Origin of the sequence: Actinophytocola oryzae (assembly GCF_004364325.1) — a bacterium.
Lineage (GTDB): Bacteria > Actinomycetota > Actinomycetes > Mycobacteriales > Pseudonocardiaceae > Actinophytocola > Actinophytocola oryzae.
The window spans coordinates 277,352-295,719 of record NZ_SOCP01000003.1; the positions used below are offsets into that span (position 1 = coordinate 277,352).

The following is an 18,368-nucleotide window of genomic DNA, read 5'->3' on the forward strand; positions in this document are numbered from 1 at the left end:
GCGGGACCGTAGAGCATGGATTAATTGGCGGTCAACAAGCGAATTGTCACCGAGAATTTCGGAGACGGGACCGTCTGTGCGCGGCCATCCTGACCGGCGAGTTCACCACGCCGTAGCCGAGGTATCCGCCGACGCGCTGGACGATCTCGAAGAACACGCGGTCTCCGAAGATGTCCGTGGAGAAATGCAGGTACTCGCCGTGCTCGTCGCGGTCGTACAGCACGGAGTTGGCACGCAGCTCGTCGAGGTTCGGCGGGGCGAGGCGCGCGTCGAGGTCGTCGTAGTAGTTGTCGCCGATGTCGAGCAGCCGCGCGCCGCTGGCACGCATGGCCTTCGCGGCCTCCAGGGCGTCGGCCGTCGTGAAGGCGATGTGCTGCGGGTCGGTGACGGCAGGCGCCCAGTCGCCCCGGCGCAGCATGGCGACGTTGTGCGCGATGCGCACGCGGCCGTCGCTCGCCGAGAGGCTGCGCACCAGGCCGTAGGGCGCGGCGAACTCGGCCTCGGGCTCGGCGGTCAACCCGAGCACGGCGCGGTAGAACAACGCGGTCTGGTCGACGTCGTCGAACGGCGCGGTCAGCGAGACGTGGTCGATCCCGGTGAGCAGCCCCTCGCCCGCGACGTTCGCCAGGGTTCCGAAGGCCACGGTCGTGCCGTCGGGTGCCGGGACGCCGTGTTCGTCCGGCCGTGCGAGCAGGGCTTCGGCGCGGCGGCGGGACCGCTCCGGGTCCGTGCTCGCGACCTCGACGGCCGTGATCCGCGTCGCGGCGCCGGTGCGGATGGTCAGCGTGGCGCCGCCCTGCCGCCAGCGGCCGGTGCCGGTCCGGTGGAAACCCAGTGCTGTCATCGTTTCCCGCAGCGCGGGGTCGTGCGTGGCGATCTCGGTGCCGGTGTACCCGTCGAGCGCGGGTGCCCGCGGCAGGTCGACGAGGCCGAGCTTCTCCTTGAGCACCAACAGGGAGCGCATGGCGTCGACGGCGGTGCGGTTCGGGTCGGACTGGCGGAAGACGTCGTTGAAGACCTCGAGCGAGAGCGGGCCGGTGTAGCCGGTGGCGAGGACGCTGCCGACGAAGCCGGTGAGGTCGAAGGCGCCCTGGCCGGGGAAGAGCCGGTGGTGGCGGCTCCACTGGAGCACGTCCATCCGCAGCCGTGGCGCGTCGGCGAGCTGGAGGAAGAACACCTTGTCGGCGGGGATGACGCGGATGGCGGCCGGGTCGCCGCCTCGGGACAGGACGTGGAAGCTGTCGAGACACAGCCCGAGCGCGGGGTGCGCGGCCCGCCGGACGATGCGCCACGAGTGGTCGAAGGTGTCGACGAACCGGCCCCACGCGAGCGCCTCGTAGGCGACACGCATGCCACGGTCGGCGGCGCGGTCCGCGAGGAGGTGGAGCTGCTCGGCGGCGAGGTCGTCGTCGTCGACGGCGTCGGGTGAGACCGACGAGCAGACGAGGACCGTGTCGGCGCCCAGCTCGGCCATGACGTCGAACTTGCGTTCGGCGCGGCGCAGGTTGGCGGCGAGCACGTCGGGCGGCACGGCCTCGAAGTCGCGGAACGGCTGGTAGAGGTCGATCGTGAGGCCGAGGTCCGCGCAGCGCTCCCGGATGCGCTTCGGCGAGAGCGAGGACGCGACGAGGTCGTTCTCGAAGATCTCGACGCCGTCGAACCCGGCCGAGGCGACGGCGACGAGCTTGTCGTCGAGCGTGCCGGAAAGGCAGACGGTCGCGATGCTCACCCGGTCGGACACCTTGTTAACGTACCAGATAGTTACTTAGTGTCGCGCTACATTGTGCCGGTGGCCCAGCCCGACCGAACCAGAGACGCCGAACGCACCCGAGCGGAGATCATCGAGGTGGCGACCCGCGAGTTCGCGGACAAGGGCTTCGCGGGTGCGCGGGTGGACGAGATCGCCGCGAAGATGAGCACGACCAAGCGGATGATCTACTACTACTTCGGCAACAAGGAGCACCTCTACATCGAGGTCCTGGAGCACGCGTACGCCGGCATCCGCGCGCTGGAGCAGGACCTGGACGTCGAGCACCTGGACCCGGTCGACGCGATGCGGCAGCTGGCCGAGCTGACGTTCGACCACCACGAGTCCCATCCCGACTTCATCAGGCTCGTGAGCATCGAGAACATCCACCGGGCCGAGCACATAGGCCGCTCGACCGTGCTGTCGGGCCTGGCGAACCCCGCGCTGGACGTGCTGACCCGAATCCTCGCCCGAGGCCACGAGACAGGCGTCTTCCGAGGCGACGCGGATCCCCTGGACGTCCACATGGTGATCAGCTCGTTCTGCGTCTTCCGCATAGCCAACCGCCACACGTTCAACGCGATCTTCGAGCGGGACATGCTGGACCCCGCGCACCGGGCCCGACACAGGAAACTGCTGGGCGACCTGGTGCTGGACTACCTCGCGGCCCGCTGACCTCCGGTAGCCGCTTCAGCGGGGCGCGTCGGGGCCGGCGAGCCGAGGCGCGGCGGGACAGTCGCCCCAGGCGGCCCTTGACAAGTCCTCGACCGCACTCGTATTAACTATCCAGTTCGTTCGTTCTCCCGTTCATCGATGAAGGTGAGGAGTGCGTCGTGAGTGGGTCGGTTGGGAAGCCGCGGCAGGCCGCTGTCGCCGCCTGGATCGGTAGTGCCCTCGAGTACTACGACTTCTTCATCTACGGCACGGCCGCGGCGCTCGTGTTCAACAAGGTGTTCTTCGCCGACTCCGATCCGGCCACGGGAACGCTGCTCGCCGTCGCCACCTTCGGAGTGGGGTACGCGGCCCGCCCGGTCGGCGCGTTCATCCTCGGGCACGTCGGGGACCGGTTCGGGCGCAAGACGGTTCTCGTCTTCACCTTGCTGCTCATGGGAGTCGCCACCTTCCTCGTCGGCTGTCTGCCCACCTACGGCCAGGTCGGCGTCCTCGCGCCAGTGCTCCTCGTCCTTCTCCGCCTCCTGCAAGGGCTTTCCGCCGCGGGCGAGCAGGCCGGGGCCAACTCCATGACGCTCGAACACGCCCCACCCGACCGCAGGGCCTACTACACGAGCTTCACCCTCGGCGGCACGCAGGCCGGGCAGATCCTTGCCACCGCGGCATTCCTGCCCGTCGCCGCCTTACCGGAGGACTCCCTGCTCTCCTGGGGCTGGCGGATTCCCTTCTGGGCCAGCGCGGTCGTCGTGCTCGTCGGGTACCTCATCCGGCGACGGCTCGAGGAGACGCCCGTCTTCGAGAAACAGGAGAACGTCTCGAAACTTCCCGTCGTCGACCTCTTCCGCGACCACTGGCGTGACGTCCTGCGCGTCGTGCTCGCCTCGATGATCGCGTCCGTCAGCACGATCTTCACCGTCTACGCCCTGAGTTTCGCCGTGAACACCATGGACCTCGAACGCACGCCGATGCTGTGGGTGGGGGTGATGGCCAACGTCGTTGCCCTCGCGGCACTTCCGCTGTGCGCGACGCTCGCCGACCGGGTGGGGCGCAAGCCCGTGTTCATCGCGGGCTCGCTCGGCTGCGCGGTGTTGATGTTCGCCTACCTCGGGGCCATCGCCGCGGGCAGCTACCCGCTCGTCTTCCTCGTCGGGATCGTCATGTTCGGTCTGGTCTACAGCGCCACCAACGGGATCTGGCCCGCTTTCTACGGCGAGATGTTCACCGCGCGGGTCCGGCTCTCCGGCATGGCCATCGGCACGCAGATCGGGTTCGCCGTCGCCGGGTTCTCGCCGACGATCGCCGCCGCGCTCGACGGGGAGGACGGGACGCGGTGGGTGCCCGTCGCCGTTCTCGTCGCCGTGTTGTGCCTTGTCAACGTGGTCGCGGTGGCCACGGCGAAGGAGACCTACCGCGTGCCGACCGAACAGCTCGGCGGACCGACGTCGCCGGAAAGCGGTGTGACCAGTCCCGCGACCACGTGACTGGCTAGAGTTCCTCCATGAAGGCTGCTGTGCACGCGAAGTACGGCCCACCTGACGTGGTCTCGATCGCGGAGGTGGACACGCCTTCGGTCGGCGACGACGACATCCTCGTCGCCGTGCACGCCACGACCGTCAACCGCACGGACTGTGCCTACCGGGCGGCGAAGCCGTTCTTCGTGCGCACCGCGACCGGGCTCACCAGACCGAAGCGCGCGATCCTCGGCACGGAGTACGCGGGCGTCGTCTCGGCGGCGGGCGCGAACGTCACGGACTTCGCGGTCGGGGACCGCGTCTTCGGCTACAACGAGGGCCCGTTCGGCACGCACGCCGAGTTCGTCGCCGTCGCGGCAGGCGGTCCGGTCGCGGCGATCCCGGACGGCGTCTCGTTCGAGTCCGCCGCGGCGGCCACCGAGGGGGCGCACTACGCGTTGGCGTTCATCCGGGTCTCCGGTGTCGGCGCGGGGCACGACGTGCTCGTCCACGGCGCGACCGGCGGGATCGGGTCGGCGGCCGTGCAGCTGCTCAAACAGCTCGGCGCCACCGTGACCGCGGTGTGCGACACGGCGAACCTCACGGTCGTCCAGGGCCTCGGGCCCGACCGCGTCGTCGACTACACGGCGACCGACTTCACCGCGGACGTCCTGAAGTACGACGCCGTGTTCGACGCCGTCGGCAAGAGCACGTTCGGCCGGTGCAAGCGGCTGCTGAAGCCGGGTGGCGTGTACCTGTCGTCGGAGCTGGGCCCGCTGGCGCAGAACCTCGTCCTCCCGTTGACCACATCGTTCCGGAAGGCGAAGGTTCGGTTCCCCTTCCCCAAGCAGGACCAGCGGATGGTGGTACGAATCGGCGAGCTGCTGGGATCCGGCGACTTCCGGCCGCTCATCGACCGCCGCTACCGCCTCGACGAGATAGTCGAGGCGTACGAGTACGTAGAGACCGGCCGCAAGGTCGGCAACGTCGTCGTCGACGTCGTGCCGGGCTGACCTCAGAGCACCGCGGCCGGGTCCAGCCAGTCGCGCAGCGTCGGCGGCAGCCGCTTCTCCATCCCGTACGGCTCGAGGTGCGCGCCGAACACCTCGGTGAACGCCCGCGCCACGCTCTCGTCGTCCCAGGTCTCCCTGGTCAGGACGGGTGCCTTGAAGTACGGCTGTCCCATGATGTGCAGCTGCGGGCCGTTGCACCGGATCACCTGGCCGGTGACGCCCTGCGAACGCTCACCGAGCAGGAACGTCACCAGCGGCGCGATCCGCTCCGGCGTGCGGTCGGGCGGGCAGTTGCGCATCGACCGCTCGCTGGTCAGCACCATGCGCGTGTGGGCCAGTGGACACACCGCGTTGACACGGATGCCCGCTGCCTCCAGATCGAGTGCCCACGAATAGGTGAGCGACGCGACCGCGCCCTTACTCGCCGCATACGTCCCCAGCGCCCGCTGGCCGAGTGCCGCCCCGGACGAGATGTTGACGATCGACCCGCCCGACCGCATCGCACGCACCGCGGCGAGGCCGGTGTAGATCACGCCGAGGACGTTCACCTCGACCAGCTCACGCACCCGCTCGGGGTCCTCGTCCCACGGCAGCGCCGAGTAGTTCAGCGCGGCGTTGTTGACCAGCCCGTCGAGCCGGCCGTACTCGTTGACGCACACGTCGACCAGTGCCCGCGCCTGCTTGTGGTCGGCCACCGAGTGGGTGCTGGCCACGGCGACCCCACCGGCGGCGTTGATCACGCTCGCGGTGTCGTGCGCGAGCTCGGCGTCGACGTCGTTCACCACCACCGCGGCGCCGATCGCGGCAGCGTGCCGCGCGAACGCCCGTCCCAACCCCTGCCCGGCCCCGGTCACGATCACCGCGCGCCCGTTCAGCGTGGTCAGCCTCGTCATTCTCACTACCATTTTCGACTCCCCGCGGTCGCCCTCCCCTGAGCAACACAAGTGTCCGTCCTCCCTGGCCAGCGAGGACGGCGGTCGCGCCAGGAGGTCGGAATCCTGCGGCAAAGCGCGGTAGGACGTTCGGCCGGACCGTACCGCCCAACCGATCGGCGAACGGCGTAACGTCTGTTCCGTGACGAGTGCGGACGTGCTCGTCGACGCGTTCGGACGGATCAAGGGGATCGTCCACCAGACCGTCGACGGGCTCAGCGAGGACCAACTGGCACACCGGCCCGGTGGGGAGGCCAACTCCATCGCGTGGCTGGTCTGGCACCTGACGCGCATCCAGGACGACCACGTCGCCGACGCCGCGGGCACCGAGCAGGTGTGGCCGAAGTGGGCCGACCGGTTCGGCCTGCCGTTCGACGTGGGCGACACCGGCTACGGCCACGACTCGGCGGCGGTCGCCGTGGTCCGCGTGTCCGCCGAGCTGCTCGCCGGCTACCACGACGAGGTCCACGAGCGGACGGTCGAGTACGTTTCGGCCGTCACTGATACCGACCTGGCCCGGGTAGTCGACGAACGGTGGGATCCGCCGGTGACCCTCGGGGTCCGGCTGGTCAGCGTCGTGTCGGACGACCTGCAGCACGCCGGCCAGGCCGCGTTCGTGCGCGGGCTGTTACCGCCCCGCTAAAGGGGGTTCGGGCATGGGACGCGGCCGGCGTCGCAGGCGGCAGGACTGGTACACGCGCGACCTCGACAACGCCGAGTTCATGCTGCGCGTCACCCGCTGGTTCGCGTCCCGCTGGTCGCGCCACGACTTCGACGTCGGCTCGGTCCTGCTCGACTACACGCGGCGCCTGACCGCCGCGGGCCGCAACGACGACGCGCTGGCCGCACTCGACGAGGCCATCGCGATCGGGCGTCGGCACGTGCACGCGAAACCGCTGCGGTACGCGCCGAACCTCGCCGCCGCGTTGCTGATGAAGGCACACCTGCTGGCCGAGCTGGGCCATGTCGACGAGGCGCTGTCGTCGGCGGAGGGTGCCGTGGCGATCTACCGCACGCTCGTGCCGGGCGACCAGGTGCGCTTCGAGCCGATCCTGTTCGCGGCGCTGACGTCGGTGGGTTTCTGGCGCCACCAGCGCGGTGAGTTCGAGACGGCGCTGCCGTCGTTCGAGGAGGCGGCCGGGCTCGGGCGTCGGCTGCCGCCCGAGCGGGTGGCCGACCGGGCGATGGCGTTGAACAACTTCGGTGCGGTGCTTCAGGAGCTGGGGCGCAGCTCGGACGCGGTGGGGCCGCTGGAGGAGGCCGTCGCGATCCGGCGACGGCTCGCGGCGGAGGACGCGGCGCGGTATGAGGCGGATCTGGTGGCGTCGCTGCGGAATCTCGAGCAGACGTTCAGTGAGCTGGGACGGTACGTCGAGGCGGTGACCGTGGTGGACGAGATCGCCGCGCTTTCGAGGCGTTCGGGCGCGCCCGCCGAAGAGGAGCCCGACGCGGTATAGGCGCTGACCTGCGGCTTCCTGGCCAGACTGGATCAACGGCGGCCCTCGGCCCCCCGGGATCAAGTCTAGCGGCGCACACCGACAAACCCGATCGACCGCGACCGCCCCTCCCCTGCACGAGCCGGCCGCTCCACCAAGCCAACGCACTGAAGGCTCCCTTCCTAACGCTGACCGTTCTGAAGGACGCCTTCAGTACAAGCCCACCCAGCAGGAGCCGACCGTCCGCCGCCCACAACGCACTGAAGGACGCCTTCCTAACGCCCAGCGCTCTGAAGTACGCCTGCAGAACGTGGCGTCACACGCCGGTGCGGTTGCGAGTCAACCGCAGTCGCAAAATTTCTCAGTAGCGTCGTGTTCTTGCGATCAGGCGGCGGGATGTTGCATCATGTTCACCGAACGTCGGCAACCCCTGCTTGTCTCAAAGAAGAGAGACGCCCATGAAACGTTCGCGGCTGATTGCTGGCATCCTCATGGCGGGGCTTGCCGCCGTCGGGATCTCGGTTTCCCCCGCTTCTGCCGCTGGCGGGTCCGTCCCGGCCGGAACACCGGCCGACAGAACCACCGCCGCGCTCGCCGACGTGCCGCTCGCGCGGACCGTGTCGGCCAGCAGCTCGCTGCCCGCCTACCCGGTCGGCAACGTGGCGGACGGCAACCAGGCCACCTACTGGGAGAGCAACAACAACGCCTTCCCCCAGTGGCTCCAGGCCGACCTCGGCTCCACCAAGGCACTGACCAGGATCGTCCTGAAGCTTCCGACGAACTGGGAAGCCCGCACGCAGACGCTCGCCGTCACCGGGAGCACCAACGGGACCTCCTTCACGAACATCGTCGGCTCCACCGGCTACGCCTTCTCCCCCAGCACCAACACCGTCACGATCCCGGCCACCGCCACCACCCGCTACGTGCGGCTCAACATCACCGCCAACACCGGCTGGCAGGCCGCCCAGCTCTCCGAGTTCGAGCTGTACGGGCCCGACTCCGGTGACACGCAGGCACCGAGTGCGCCTACCGCCCTCGCGCTCACCGAACCCGCCTCCGGCCAGATCCGGTTGGCCTGGTCCGCGTCCACCGACAACGTCGGTGTCACCGGGTACACCGTCTACCGCAACGGCGTCGCGGTCTCGACGCTCACCGGCACCACCTACATGGAGAGCCAGCCGACCGGGTCACGGCTCGAGTACTTCGTGCGGGCGCGGGACGCGGCGGGCAACGAGTCCGCCGACAGCAACCACGTCGTGCGGGCCGGGCCGATCGCGGGCTCGAACCTCGCCGTCGGCAAGCCGATCGAGGCATCGTCGACCACGCAGTCGTTCGTCGCCACCAACGCCAACGACGACAACACCGCCACCTACTGGGAGTCCGCAGGCTACCCCAGCACGCTGACCGTCAAGCTCGGCGCCAACGCCGACGTCACCTCGGTCGTCGTCAAGCTCAACCCCGACCCCGTGTGGGGGCCGCGCACGCAGAGCTTCCAGGTCCTCGGGCGCGACCAGGGCTCGACGACCTACACCCAGCTCGTCGCACGCGCCGACTACTCCTTCAACCCCTCCACCAACCAGAACAGCGTGACCGTCCCGGTCACCGGGCGGACGGCCGACGTGCGCCTGCAGTTCTTCGCCAACAGCGGCGCGCCCGGCGGGCAGGTCGCCGAGCTCCAGGTCTTCGGCACCCCCGCGCCGAACCCCGACCTGGTCGTCACCGGCACCACCTGGTCGCCGGCCAGCCCGACCGAGGCCAGCCAGATCACCCTGTCCGCGACCGTGCGCAACGCGGGCTCCGCAGCCGCACCCGCGACCACCGTGAACGTGAACCTCGGCGGCGCTGTCGTCGGCAACGCGGCGGTCGGCGCGCTCGCGGCCGGTGCCTCCGCCACCGTGACGGTCAACGCGGGCACGCGGCAGGCCGGTTCCTACACCGTATCGTCCACTGTGGATCCGACGAACACCGTCATCGAGCAGAGCGACACCAACAACACCTACACCGCACCGTCGCCGCTCGTCGTCGCGCAGGCGCCGGGGCCGGACCTCGAGGTCACCGGGGTCACGTCGAACCCGCCGAACCCGGCGGTCGGCTCGTCGGTCACCTTCAACGTCAGCGTTCACAACCGGGGCACCAGCAGCGCGGCGGCCTCCGTCACGCGGGTCACCGTCGGCGGCGCCACCCTCAACGCCAACACCGGGACGGTCGCCGCGGGTGCGACCGTGAGCGTCCAGGTCGGCAGCTGGACGGCCACCAGCGGCGGCGCGACCGTCACCGCGACGGCCGACGCGACCAACGTGGTCGCGGAGACCAGTGAGACCAACAACCAGCTGACGGCGGCGATCGTCGTGGGCCGGGGTGCTGCCGTGCCGTTCGTCGAGTACGAGGCGGAGAACGCCCAGTACCAGGGTCAGCTCCTGGAGACCGACCCGCTGCGCACGTTCGGGCACACCAACTTCGCGACCGAGTCCTCCGGTCGCAAGTCGGTGCGGCTGAACAGCACCGGGCAGTACGTGGAGTTCACGTCGACCACGCAGTCGAACTCGATCGTCGTGCGCAACTCGATCCCGGACGCCGCCGGTGGCGGCGGCCAGGACAAGACGATCAGCCTGTACGTCAACGGCACGTTCACGCAGAAGCTGACGCTGTCGTCGAAGCACAGCTGGCTCTACGGCACCACGGACGACCCCGAGGGCCTGACGAACACCCCGCAGGCCAACGCGCGGCGCCTGTTCGACGAGTCGCACGCGTTGCTGTCGCAGTCCTACCCGGTCGGCACGAAGTTCCGGCTGCAGCGGGACTCCGGCGATGACGCGTCGTTCTACGTCATCGACCTGATCGACCTCGAGCAGGTCGCGCCCGCGACGCAGCAGCCGTCCGGCTGTGTGTCGATCACGCAGTACGGCGCCGTGCCCAACGACGGGCTCGACGACACCACTGCCATCCAGCGCGCGGTGACCGACGACCAGAACGGCGTCATCGCTTGCGTGTGGATCCCGGAAGGGCAGTGGCGGCAGGAGAAGAAGATCCTGACCGACGACCCGAACGTGCCCAACGGCGGCGGCCAGTACAACCAGATCGGCATCTCGAACGTGACGATCCGGGGTGCGGGCATGTGGCGTTCGCAGCTGTACTCGCTGATCGAGCCGCAGGACGCGGGCACCATCAACCACCCGCACGAGGGCAACTTCGGCTTCGACATAGACAAGAACGTGCAGATCTCGGACATCGCGATCTTCGGCTCCGGCCGGATCCGCGGCGGTGACGGCAACAAGGAGGGCGGCGTCGGCCTCAACGGGCGCTTCGGCACCGGCACGGCCATCACCAACGTCTGGATCGAGCACGCGAACGTCGGCGTCTGGGTCGGCCGGGACTACGACAACATCCCGGCGTTGTGGGGCCCGGCGGACGGCCTGCAGTTCAGCGGCATGCGGATCCGCGACACCTACGCCGACGGCATCAACTTCACCAACGGCACTCGGAACTCGCGGGTGTTCAACTCGTCGTTCCGCACCACCGGCGACGACTCGCTCGCCGTGTGGGCCAACCGGTACGTGAAGGACCAGAGCGTCGACATCGGGCACGACAACGCGTTCGTGAACAACACGATCCAGCTGCCGTGGCGGGCCAACGGGATCGCGATCTACGGCGGCTACGGCAACCGGATCGAGAACAACCTGGTGTACGACACGATGAACTACCCGGGCATCATGCTGGCCACCGACCACGACCCGCTGCCGTTCTCCGGGACGACGACCATCGCCAACAACGGGCTCTACCGCTGTGGCGGCGTGTTCTGGGGTGAGCAGCAGAAGTTCGGCGCGATCACGTTCTTCGCGCAGAGCCGGGACATCCCGGGGGTCGCGTTGCGTGACACGGAGATCGTCGACTCGACCTACGACGGCATCCAGTTCAAGACGGGTGGCGGCCAGGTCACCGCGGCGATCACCAACGTCCGGATCGACAGGTCCAACAACGGCGCCGGCATCCTCGCGATGAGTGGCGCACGGGGCAGCGCGACCCTGACGAACGTGACGATCACGAACTCCGCGACGGGCAACGTCGTCGTGGAGCCGGGCTCGCAGTTCGTCGTCAACGGCGCGCAGGTCCCGGCCATCGTGACAGGCGGGCGCAGAACCGGCCGGTAACGCGACGGCCCTGAGTGCCTCGTTCGGGATGCTGGGAATCCCGAACGAGGCACTCAAGCCTTGTGCACGCAACCCGTGCGTCGGGAGCACGATAGTCCCGGCAGTGGCCCCGACTCACGGGAGCTGGACGAACGGGCGGTATCCGAAGGAGAACCGCACCGACCGTCCGGCTACTTCCTCCCGGCCGCCAGCAGCTGGTGGTTCTGCTGGATCTGGTCGTAGGACCCCGGCTTGGCGGTCGCCGCGGCGGCGGCGGCCGACTGGCCGTTCGGGCCGACCGCAGGCTTCCCCGGTGTGTAGAGCCAGGTGGTGAACAGGTCGTCCAGCTGCTTCCCGGAGACCTTCTCCGCGAGCGCGACGAACTCGGTGGTCGTGCCGGTGCCGTACTGCTTGTCCTGCGGCCACTGCTTCACGATCCGGAAGAACGCGTCATCGCCGACCGCGGTGCGCAGGGCCTGCAGTGTCATGCCGCCCCGGTCGTAGACGGCGTCGGCGAACTGGTTCTGCTCGCCGGGATCGCCGGGCAGGACCTGCCAGAACGGGTCGTCCGCCGGGATGTTGTCGTAGGTGAACTGCGCGACCTCGGCAGGCGTGCCCTCACCCTGGTAGTCCGACCACAGGTACTCCGCGTAGGTCGCGAAGCCCTCGTTCAGCCAGATCTCCTTCCAGTCGTCCACGGACACCGAGTCGCCGAACCACTGGTGTGCGTTCTCGTGTGCGACGACGGAGGTGTTGGTGCCCGCGCGGAAGAACGCGCCGTCGTACACCGGGCGGGTCTGGTTCTCCAGCGCGAAGCCGAGGCTGGAGTCGACCACGCCGCCCTGCGCCTCGAACGGGTAGGGCCCGAAGTACCGCGACAGCACGTCGAGGACCTCCGGCGTCCGCTCGACCGACGCCCGCGCGGCCGGACCGTTGTCCCCGAGGTCGTCACCGTAGGCGGTGATCAGGGTCTGGCCATCGGGCGCGGTCCCCTGGCGCACGTCGTACTGCCCGATCGCGAGGAACGTGAGATAGGGCGCCTGTGGGCGGGTGCTGCGCCAGTTCCAGCGCACCCACCGCGGCGACGTCTGCTGCTTGTTCACGAGCACACCGTTGGACAGCGCCTCGACTCCCGGCGGCACCGCGATCGACACGTCGAACGTCGCCTTGTCGCGCGGGTGGTCGTTGCTCGGGTACCACCACGGCGCGATCTGCGGCTCGTTGACGCCGAGCGCGCCGGTCGGCGTCTTCTGCCAGCCCGCGTAACCGTAGAGCCGGTAGGGCTCCGGCGTGTCGTCGTACCGCACGACGATCGTGAGGTCGCGGTCCTTGGGCAGCACGGCCTTCGGCGTGACGGTCAGCTCGCCGCCTGCCGTGTGGAAATCGGCCGCGACGTTGTCAACGCGAACAGAACTCACTTTCAGCAGGAAATCCAGGTTGAACTCGGAAAGGTCCTGGGTCGTTCTCGCGAGAATGGTCGTGGTGCCGGACAGGTGGTCGGTCGCGGGGTCGTAGTTCAGACGGATGTCGTAGTGGGTGGCGTCGTAGCCGCCGTTGCCGTCGAGGGGGTAGTACGAGTCGCCGACACCCGGCGCGCCTGGCGACCCGGTCGCCGCGGCGGCGGGCGAGGCGAACAGCACGGCGGCGAGGCCGGCGGCGATCAGTGCAGGGGATTTCATGTGCCGCACGGTAATCACCTCTCTCCACACCGCAACACCCGTCGAACGTGTTGTCCCGCAAGGTAAAACACCATAAACCGGACCTTGGCGCACTATCCGCGCACCGCTGTCGACACCTGGTTCACCGATGCTGTTCCGCGGCCTCCCGAACCTGGGCCACGTACTTCGCCCACCACTCGGTGTCGCCCATGACCGCCTGGTCCATGCCCGCCTGACCGTCGATCAGCTCCCGGACGATGTCGGCGTGGCCCGCGTGCTGGGCGGTCTCCGCGACCACGCGGACGAGCAGCGAGCCGAAGGTGGTGGCGCGGCGCTCTTCCGGCCACCACGACACGGTCGCCGGGGCGTCGAGTGGCAGCTCGGCCATCGACTCGTCCGAGTGACGCCAGGCCCTGCGGTACAGGTCGAGCAGGTACTCGCGGCTCTCGTCCGGCCTGGCCCACATGTCGGCGCTCTCCCAGACCGAGCCGTCCTCGTCCCACGGCAGGGTGAACGGGGCCGGGCGGCCGACGCAGTCGCCGAGGTAGCCGAGCTCGATGCCGACGAGGTGTTTCACCAGGCCGAGCAGGTTGGTCGCCGTGGGCGTCATCGGGCGGCGGACGTCGTACTCCGAAAGGCCGTCCAGTGAACGGACCAGTGAGTCCCGGCTTTGTTGGAGGTATCGGTGCAGGTCGGCGGCTGTTCCCGTCATCATGGGGGCAGACTAGGCGGGCCCACCGACAAGATCGGGTTTGACGGTCAGGACCTGGTCGAGTGCCGTGACCGTCAGCGGACGCGTGACCGCGGTGCCGCCGGGGACGATCTCCAGCCTGCTCCCCCGGGACTTGCATCGTTTGTCGTGGTTCAGCAGCACCGAGAGGCCCGCGGAGCCCAGGAACGTGAGGCCCGTCAGGTCGAGGACGACCGGCGCGGGCGGCACCACGACCGCCTCGGCGAAGTCCAGCTGCGTCGACAGCCTCGGCGCGGTCAGCATGTCCAGCTCGCCACTCGCACGCACCACAACGGAGTGGTTCTCCACCGTGCGGGTCACCCACAGCAACGCGTCGAGATCGGGCATGGCAGCCTCCATGACCTGGTGAAATGTCGAGCCTAGACGACATTTGACAGGGGGCACAGGAGGTTTCACCCTTCCGGATGAAAACCGGAATCTCGGTTTGACAGACGCTCCGAGTCGACGCGGTTACCTGAGCAACCACCCGCAGGCGGACGCGTCCACCGGACATGAAGTTCGCCGCGACGCAGCTCCTGCGCTTCGCGTGGCTCGAGGCAAGGTGCTGCGCGTTCGCCGTCGCCGTGTTCGGCGGGCTCGCCGTCTCGAAGGTGGTGCCACTGCCCGTCGCGCGGTACGACGCCCTCCTCGTCTACTGCGTGGCGGTCACGCTGGTGTTCCGGCTGGTGCGCTGGGAGACGACCGTCGAGATGCTGGTGATCGCCGGTTTCCACGTCTTCGGGCTGTTGTTCGAGCTGGTCAAGGTGCCGCTCGGGTCGTGGGCCTACCCGGAGCCCGCGCTGACGAAGATCCTCGGCGTCCCGCTCTACAGCGGCTTCCTCTACGCGGCGGTCGGCAGCTACGTCGTCGCGGCGTGGCGCCTGTTCGACCTGCGGGTGTCCGGCTACCGGGCGGTGCCGACGGCGGCCGTCGCCTTCGCGGTCTACGTCAACCTCATCACGCACCACTGGCTGCCCGACCTGCGCTGGCCGCTCGCCGGGCTGCTCGTCGCGGTGACGTGGGGCACGACCGTGCACTTCACCGTCGGCGCCCACCGGTACCGGATGCCGCTCGCGGTGTCGTTCGCGCTCATCGGGTTCTTCCTGTGGCTGGCCGAGAACATCGCGACGTTCTTCGGCGCGTGGCGCTACCCGCACCAGCTCGAGGCGTGGCGGCTCGTCGACCCGGCGAAGTTCGGCGCGTGGGCGATGCTCGTCAGCCTCACGTTCGTGCTCGTGGCCGCGTTCCGCGCCAGGACGGGCAGGCTGTGGGAACCGGTGTCCACAGTGGCCCGCAGGGCCGCCGGACAGCGGTGGCCACTTGTCGGACCACTGAACCGGCCGCCAGATGACGGAATGTATCCAGTTCATGGGAGTGGTTGACTGCGCGTGCCCGATTAGGTCGGATATAGGCGTGCCCGCTCTACCGAGCAACTCCGTCGTCGTGCAGCTGAACATCGACCTGCCACGAGATCCGGACACCCTCGCCATGCTGTCCGAACTGCTCCACGCGGCGGCCGAGTTACCCGGCGTCGCCGTCCGCCAGGCAGCGATCCCCGAGCTGCCGTTCCCTCCGAAGTCCACAGTGGACGATGTCGAGGCACGCCTGCGGGTCGTCCCCTACTCCAGGACCGTGTTGCGCCACGGCATCCCGGTCACGCTGACCCGTCTGGAGTTCGACCTGTTGCTGTACCTCATCGAGCGTCCGGGAAAGGTACTGCCGAGGCGCACGCTGATGGCCGACGTCTGGGGTGTCGACGAGGTGCTGCGCAGCAGGACCGTCGATGTCCACATCAGACGTCTACGCAACAAGATCGGCACGGAACGCCTGCGCATCACCACGATCCGCGGCATCGGCTACCGGTTCGACGGCCAACGGGGTGTGGTCGTCGAACCGGTGCCGGAGTGGGCGGTGGTGTGAGTCCCCGGTGCGGGGCCGAGTCCTCGGCCCCGCACCGGTATTCGAGAATCAGACGCCCGCGACCGAGGTGATCCAGCTGCGGTAGCGCGTGATGTTGGTGTACGCCGTGCGGGTGGCGCGGTCACTCGTCGACGCCACACCGACCTGCCGCCCGGAGGCGAACATCGGACCACCGGAGTCGCCGCCCGCGGTGATGCCGTTGCCCCGGGACGCGCAGACGGCGATGCCGCCCGCGTAGTCGCTGCAGCTCACCGACGTGACGTTCACGTTGGCCACCTTCAGCAACCGGGACTGGCAGTTGATCTCCGGCTGGCCGGTGCACGTGGCGCCCCAGCCGTAGACCTGCACGGACTGGCCGGTCGAGACGCTGCTCGTGGTGCCGAGCGGCGAGTACGTGGCCGCGACGCTGGTGGTCAGCCGCACGATCGCGATGTCGGCGGAGGGGTTGCGGGTGATCGTGCCGCCGGTGGCCATCGTGCCGCCGCTGGTCTGGTCCAGGCTGCCGATGCGGAACGTGTACGTGCCGGAGGAGGACACGCAGTGCTTGGCCGTCAGGATGTACTGCGGCGCGATGATCGTCGCCGTGCAGTTCTGCTGGCCGTTGACGAACAGGCGCGCCGCCCACGGCGCGTTGGAGGCGTTGCCACCGCCGATGATCATCGGCGTGGCGCCGCCACCGGGTTCGTCGGTGGCGGTGGCCGTCTGCGGGACGGCCACGACCAGCGCGAGTGCCGCCCCGAGCAACGTGAGGCCGGCCTTGAACAACTTCATCTCGTGCTCCTCGATTCTGCGGCCGGTGGGCCGCGAACAGGGGTGAATCGGGAACGAACGGTCACCTGTTGGTCACCGTTCGAGACTTACCTCATCATTCGGACACGCGTGCGGCAAGAGACCTGCCTTCCCACAATTCCCAGAGCTGGGCCGCGCACTGAAGGACGCCTTCGTAACGCCCGCCGTACTGAAGGACGCCTTCGTAACGCCCGGCGTACTGAAGGACGCCTTCGTAACGCTGGGCGGGGGCCGGGAGGCCGTACGATCTTGTCCGAGATCTCCTTTTTCCTGCGAAGGGATCACGGTTATGGCGAGGCAGCACGACGAAGTGTCCCCCTCCACGACATGGCGGTTCCCCGCCAAGCACCTACCCCGGCCGGAACTACGCCCGTTACCCGAAGCACCCACGTCCCCCTGGCGCACCATCGGTCCCGGCATCGTGGCCGCCGGGGTCGGGTTGGCGTCCGGCGAGTTCATCCTCTTCCCCTACATCGCCTCCCAGGTCGGGCTCGTGTTCGTCTGGGCCGCACTGCTCGGCCTTGGCACGCAGTTCTTCCTCAACATGGAAATCGAGCGCTACACACTCGCCACCGGCGAGACCGCGCTCACCGGCTTCAGCCGGTTCTGGCGCCACTGGGCCTGGTGTTCGCAGTCCTGACCATCCTCGCGAACCTGTGGCCCGGCTGGGCCACCAGCTCCGCCACGATGATCACCTACCTGACGGGCGGCGGCGACGTCGTGTGGATCACCGTCGGGTTGCTGCTGGTGATCGGGCTCGTCCTCACGCTGGCGCCCGTCGTGTACGTGGCGCTGGAACGCGCGGAGATGGTCAAGGTCGCGGCGGTGCTGCTGCTCCTGCTCGTCGGCGCGATCGTCGCGATCTCCGCCGACGCCTGGGCGGACCTGCCGACGATCGTCACCAGGGCGCGGGTTCCGATCGAGCCCTCGCTCGGGTTCGCCCTGCTGATGGGCGCCCTGGCGTTCGCCGGTGCGGGTGGCGGGCAGAACCTGGTGCAGAGCAACTGGATCCGCGACAAGGGCTTCGGCATGGGCCGGTACGTGCCACGGATCAAGAGCCCGGTCACGGGCAAGCCCGAGGCCGCACCGAGCACCGGGTTCTACTTCGAGCCGACCGACGAGCACCTGTCGCGCTGGCGTGCGTGGTGGCGGTTCGCCAACCGGGAGCAGTTGTACACGTTCGTGTTAATCACGTTCCTGACGATCCTGTTCACGTCCCTGCTGTCGTACGCCACCGTGTACGGGAAACCGGGGCTGGAGAACAATATCGGGTTCCTGCAGACCGAGGGGCTGGTGCTCAAGGACACCGTCGGCCCGTGGTTCGGCACACTCTTCTGGGTGATTGGCGCGTTCTCGTTGTTCGCGGCGGCCCTGGGCATCGTCGACTACACGAGCCGGCTGGTCGCCGACGTCGTCAAGACGTCGTATGCCAAGGACACCAAGGAAAGCACGATCTACTTCGCCGTGGTGTGGGTGCTCGTGCTGGTCGGGTGCGTCATCGCACTCGCGGGACTCGCCCAGCCACTGGTCCTGCTGGTGATCTCCGCGTGCGTCGGCGGGCTGATGATGTTCATCTACTCGGGACTGCTGATCCTGCTCAACCGCAGGGTTCTGCCAGGTGGGCTCCGCATCCGCGCGGGCAGGACCGCCGTGCTCGGCTGGTCGGTCGCGCTGTTCGGCGTGCTGAGCGTCCTGACACTCGTCGAACAGCTGGGCAAGCTGTTCTGACTCACCGCCGGGGGCGAGGGGCGCGCGCCGCTCGCCCCTGGTGATAGGGTCTCCCCATGCAGCGGCAGTATTGGTTTACTCCCCCGGCCCGGGTTGGGTCGGCGGGCGTTCTGTCGCGCTGACCAACCAACCCCGAGCCGGGCAGTGAGCCGGCTCGGCGAAGGT

Annotated in this window: 14 protein-coding genes and 1 pseudogene; 9 read left to right on the forward strand and 6 right to left on the reverse strand. The window is 68.8% G+C overall.

Going from position 1 to position 18,368, the window contains the following annotated elements; genetic code table 11:
- Positions 1 to 46: 46 nt before the first annotated feature.
- Positions 47 to 1,741, reverse strand: a complete 1,695-nt coding sequence (locus CLV71_RS08730) for a sugar phosphate isomerase/epimerase and 4-hydroxyphenylpyruvate domain-containing protein (protein WP_133902128.1) — start codon at positions 1,739 to 1,741, stop codon at positions 47 to 49.
- Between the two features lie 42 nt (positions 1,742 to 1,783).
- Between CLV71_RS08730 and CLV71_RS08735 the strand changes: the two genes are divergently transcribed.
- The 3 genes from CLV71_RS08735 to CLV71_RS08745 all read left to right on the forward strand — a co-directional run bounded on the left by CLV71_RS08735 (position 1,784) and on the right by CLV71_RS08745 (position 4,883).
- Complete coding sequence (locus CLV71_RS08735) at positions 1,784 to 2,422, forward strand: TetR/AcrR family transcriptional regulator (protein WP_133902542.1); 639 nt, start codon at positions 1,784 to 1,786, stop codon at positions 2,420 to 2,422.
- A gap of 158 nt (positions 2,423 to 2,580) precedes the next feature.
- Positions 2,581 to 3,900, forward strand: a complete 1,320-nt coding sequence (locus CLV71_RS08740; protein ID WP_133902129.1) for an MFS transporter — start codon at positions 2,581 to 2,583, stop codon at positions 3,898 to 3,900.
- A 17-nt stretch (positions 3,901 to 3,917) separates the two neighbouring features.
- On the forward strand, positions 3,918 to 4,883 hold the full coding sequence (locus CLV71_RS08745; RefSeq protein ID WP_133902130.1) for an NAD(P)-dependent alcohol dehydrogenase: 966 nt from the start codon (positions 3,918 to 3,920) through the stop codon (positions 4,881 to 4,883).
- 2 nt (positions 4,884 to 4,885) lie between these two features.
- Here CLV71_RS08745 and CLV71_RS08750 read toward each other — a convergent pair whose 3' ends face one another.
- On the reverse strand, positions 4,886 to 5,776 hold the full coding sequence (locus CLV71_RS08750) for an SDR family NAD(P)-dependent oxidoreductase (protein WP_133902131.1): 891 nt from the start codon (positions 5,774 to 5,776) through the stop codon (positions 4,886 to 4,888).
- Between the two features lie 181 nt (positions 5,777 to 5,957).
- Here CLV71_RS08750 and CLV71_RS08755 point away from each other — a divergent pair, with 181 nt between their 5' ends.
- The 3 genes from CLV71_RS08755 to CLV71_RS08765 all read left to right on the forward strand — a co-directional run bounded on the left by CLV71_RS08755 (position 5,958) and on the right by CLV71_RS08765 (position 11,399).
- Entirely contained in the window at positions 5,958 to 6,458 is a 501-nt protein-coding gene (locus CLV71_RS08755; RefSeq protein ID WP_133902132.1) for a mycothiol transferase, read from the forward strand.
- A gap of 13 nt (positions 6,459 to 6,471) precedes the next feature.
- The gene (locus CLV71_RS08760; RefSeq protein ID WP_133902133.1) at positions 6,472 to 7,272 is read left to right on the forward strand and encodes a tetratricopeptide repeat protein; all 801 of its coding nucleotides are present in this window, start codon (positions 6,472 to 6,474) and stop codon (positions 7,270 to 7,272) included.
- Between the two features lie 437 nt (positions 7,273 to 7,709).
- Entirely contained in the window at positions 7,710 to 11,399 is a 3,690-nt protein-coding gene (locus CLV71_RS08765) for a CARDB domain-containing protein (protein ID WP_133902134.1), read from the forward strand.
- Between the two features lie 170 nt (positions 11,400 to 11,569).
- On the opposite strand, the gene CLV71_RS08770 is transcribed toward CLV71_RS08765, so the two are convergent.
- The 3 genes from CLV71_RS08770 to CLV71_RS08780 all read right to left on the reverse strand — a co-directional run bounded on the left by CLV71_RS08770 (position 11,570) and on the right by CLV71_RS08780 (position 14,114).
- Positions 11,570 to 13,057 (reverse strand): M1 family metallopeptidase, encoded by a 1,488-nt coding sequence (locus tag CLV71_RS08770; RefSeq protein ID WP_208297475.1) that lies wholly within the window; start codon positions 13,055 to 13,057, stop codon positions 11,570 to 11,572.
- Positions 13,058 to 13,178: 121 nt separating this feature from the next.
- The gene (locus tag CLV71_RS08775) at positions 13,179 to 13,748 is read right to left on the reverse strand and encodes a DinB family protein (protein WP_133902544.1); all 570 of its coding nucleotides are present in this window, start codon (positions 13,746 to 13,748) and stop codon (positions 13,179 to 13,181) included.
- Positions 13,749 to 13,760: 12 nt separating this feature from the next.
- Positions 13,761 to 14,114 carry an STAS domain-containing protein gene (locus CLV71_RS08780; RefSeq protein ID WP_166664009.1) on the reverse strand — a complete coding sequence of 118 codons (354 nt, stop codon included), beginning with the start codon at positions 14,112 to 14,114 and terminating at the stop codon, positions 13,761 to 13,763.
- Positions 14,115 to 14,278: 164 nt separating this feature from the next.
- Here CLV71_RS08780 and CLV71_RS08785 point away from each other — a divergent pair, with 164 nt between their 5' ends.
- Positions 14,279 to 15,148 carry a DUF817 domain-containing protein gene (locus CLV71_RS08785; RefSeq protein WP_133902136.1) on the forward strand — a complete coding sequence of 290 codons (870 nt, stop codon included), beginning with the start codon at positions 14,279 to 14,281 and terminating at the stop codon, positions 15,146 to 15,148.
- A gap of 31 nt (positions 15,149 to 15,179) precedes the next feature.
- Positions 15,180 to 15,686, forward strand: coding sequence for a winged helix-turn-helix domain-containing protein (locus tag CLV71_RS08790; protein ID WP_243866310.1), 507 nt, complete (start codon positions 15,180 to 15,182; stop codon positions 15,684 to 15,686).
- 48 nt (positions 15,687 to 15,734) lie between these two features.
- Here the strand turns inward: CLV71_RS08790 and CLV71_RS08795 are convergent, their stop codons facing one another.
- A complete protein-coding gene (locus tag CLV71_RS08795) occupies positions 15,735 to 16,457 on the reverse strand; it encodes a S1 family peptidase (protein ID WP_133902138.1) in 723 nt (240 codons plus the stop codon).
- A gap of 307 nt (positions 16,458 to 16,764) precedes the next feature.
- On the opposite strand from CLV71_RS08795, the pseudogene CLV71_RS08800 reads away from it, so the two are divergent.
- Positions 16,765 to 18,203, forward strand: a pseudogene (locus tag CLV71_RS08800) (Nramp family divalent metal transporter).
- Positions 18,204 to 18,368 lie beyond the last annotated feature (165 nt).

What these genes read in the sequence shown, in the direction of transcription:
- CLV71_RS08745 (WP_133902130.1), top strand. Translation starts at nt 3,918, where the DNA reads ATGAAGGCTGCTGTGCACGCGAAGTACGGCCCACCTGACGTGGTCTCG.
- CLV71_RS08795 (WP_133902138.1), bottom strand. Translation starts at nt 16,457, where the DNA reads ATGAAGTTGTTCAAGGCCGGCCTCACGTTGCTCGGGGCGGCACTCGCG.
- CLV71_RS08770 (WP_208297475.1), bottom strand. Translation starts at nt 13,057, where the DNA reads ATGAAATCCCCTGCACTGATCGCCGCCGGCCTCGCCGCCGTGCTGTTC.
- CLV71_RS08760 (WP_133902133.1), top strand. Translation starts at nt 6,472, where the DNA reads ATGGGACGCGGCCGGCGTCGCAGGCGGCAGGACTGGTACACGCGCGAC.
- CLV71_RS08775 (WP_133902544.1), bottom strand. Translation starts at nt 13,748, where the DNA reads ATGACGGGAACAGCCGCCGACCTGCACCGATACCTCCAACAAAGCCGG.
- CLV71_RS08765 (WP_133902134.1), top strand. Translation starts at nt 7,710, where the DNA reads ATGAAACGTTCGCGGCTGATTGCTGGCATCCTCATGGCGGGGCTTGCC.
- CLV71_RS08785 (WP_133902136.1), top strand. Translation starts at nt 14,279, where the DNA reads ATGAAGTTCGCCGCGACGCAGCTCCTGCGCTTCGCGTGGCTCGAGGCA.
- CLV71_RS08750 (WP_133902131.1), bottom strand. Translation starts at nt 5,776, where the DNA reads ATGACGAGGCTGACCACGCTGAACGGGCGCGCGGTGATCGTGACCGGG.
- CLV71_RS08780 (WP_166664009.1), bottom strand. Translation starts at nt 14,114, where the DNA reads ATGCCCGATCTCGACGCGTTGCTGTGGGTGACCCGCACGGTGGAGAAC.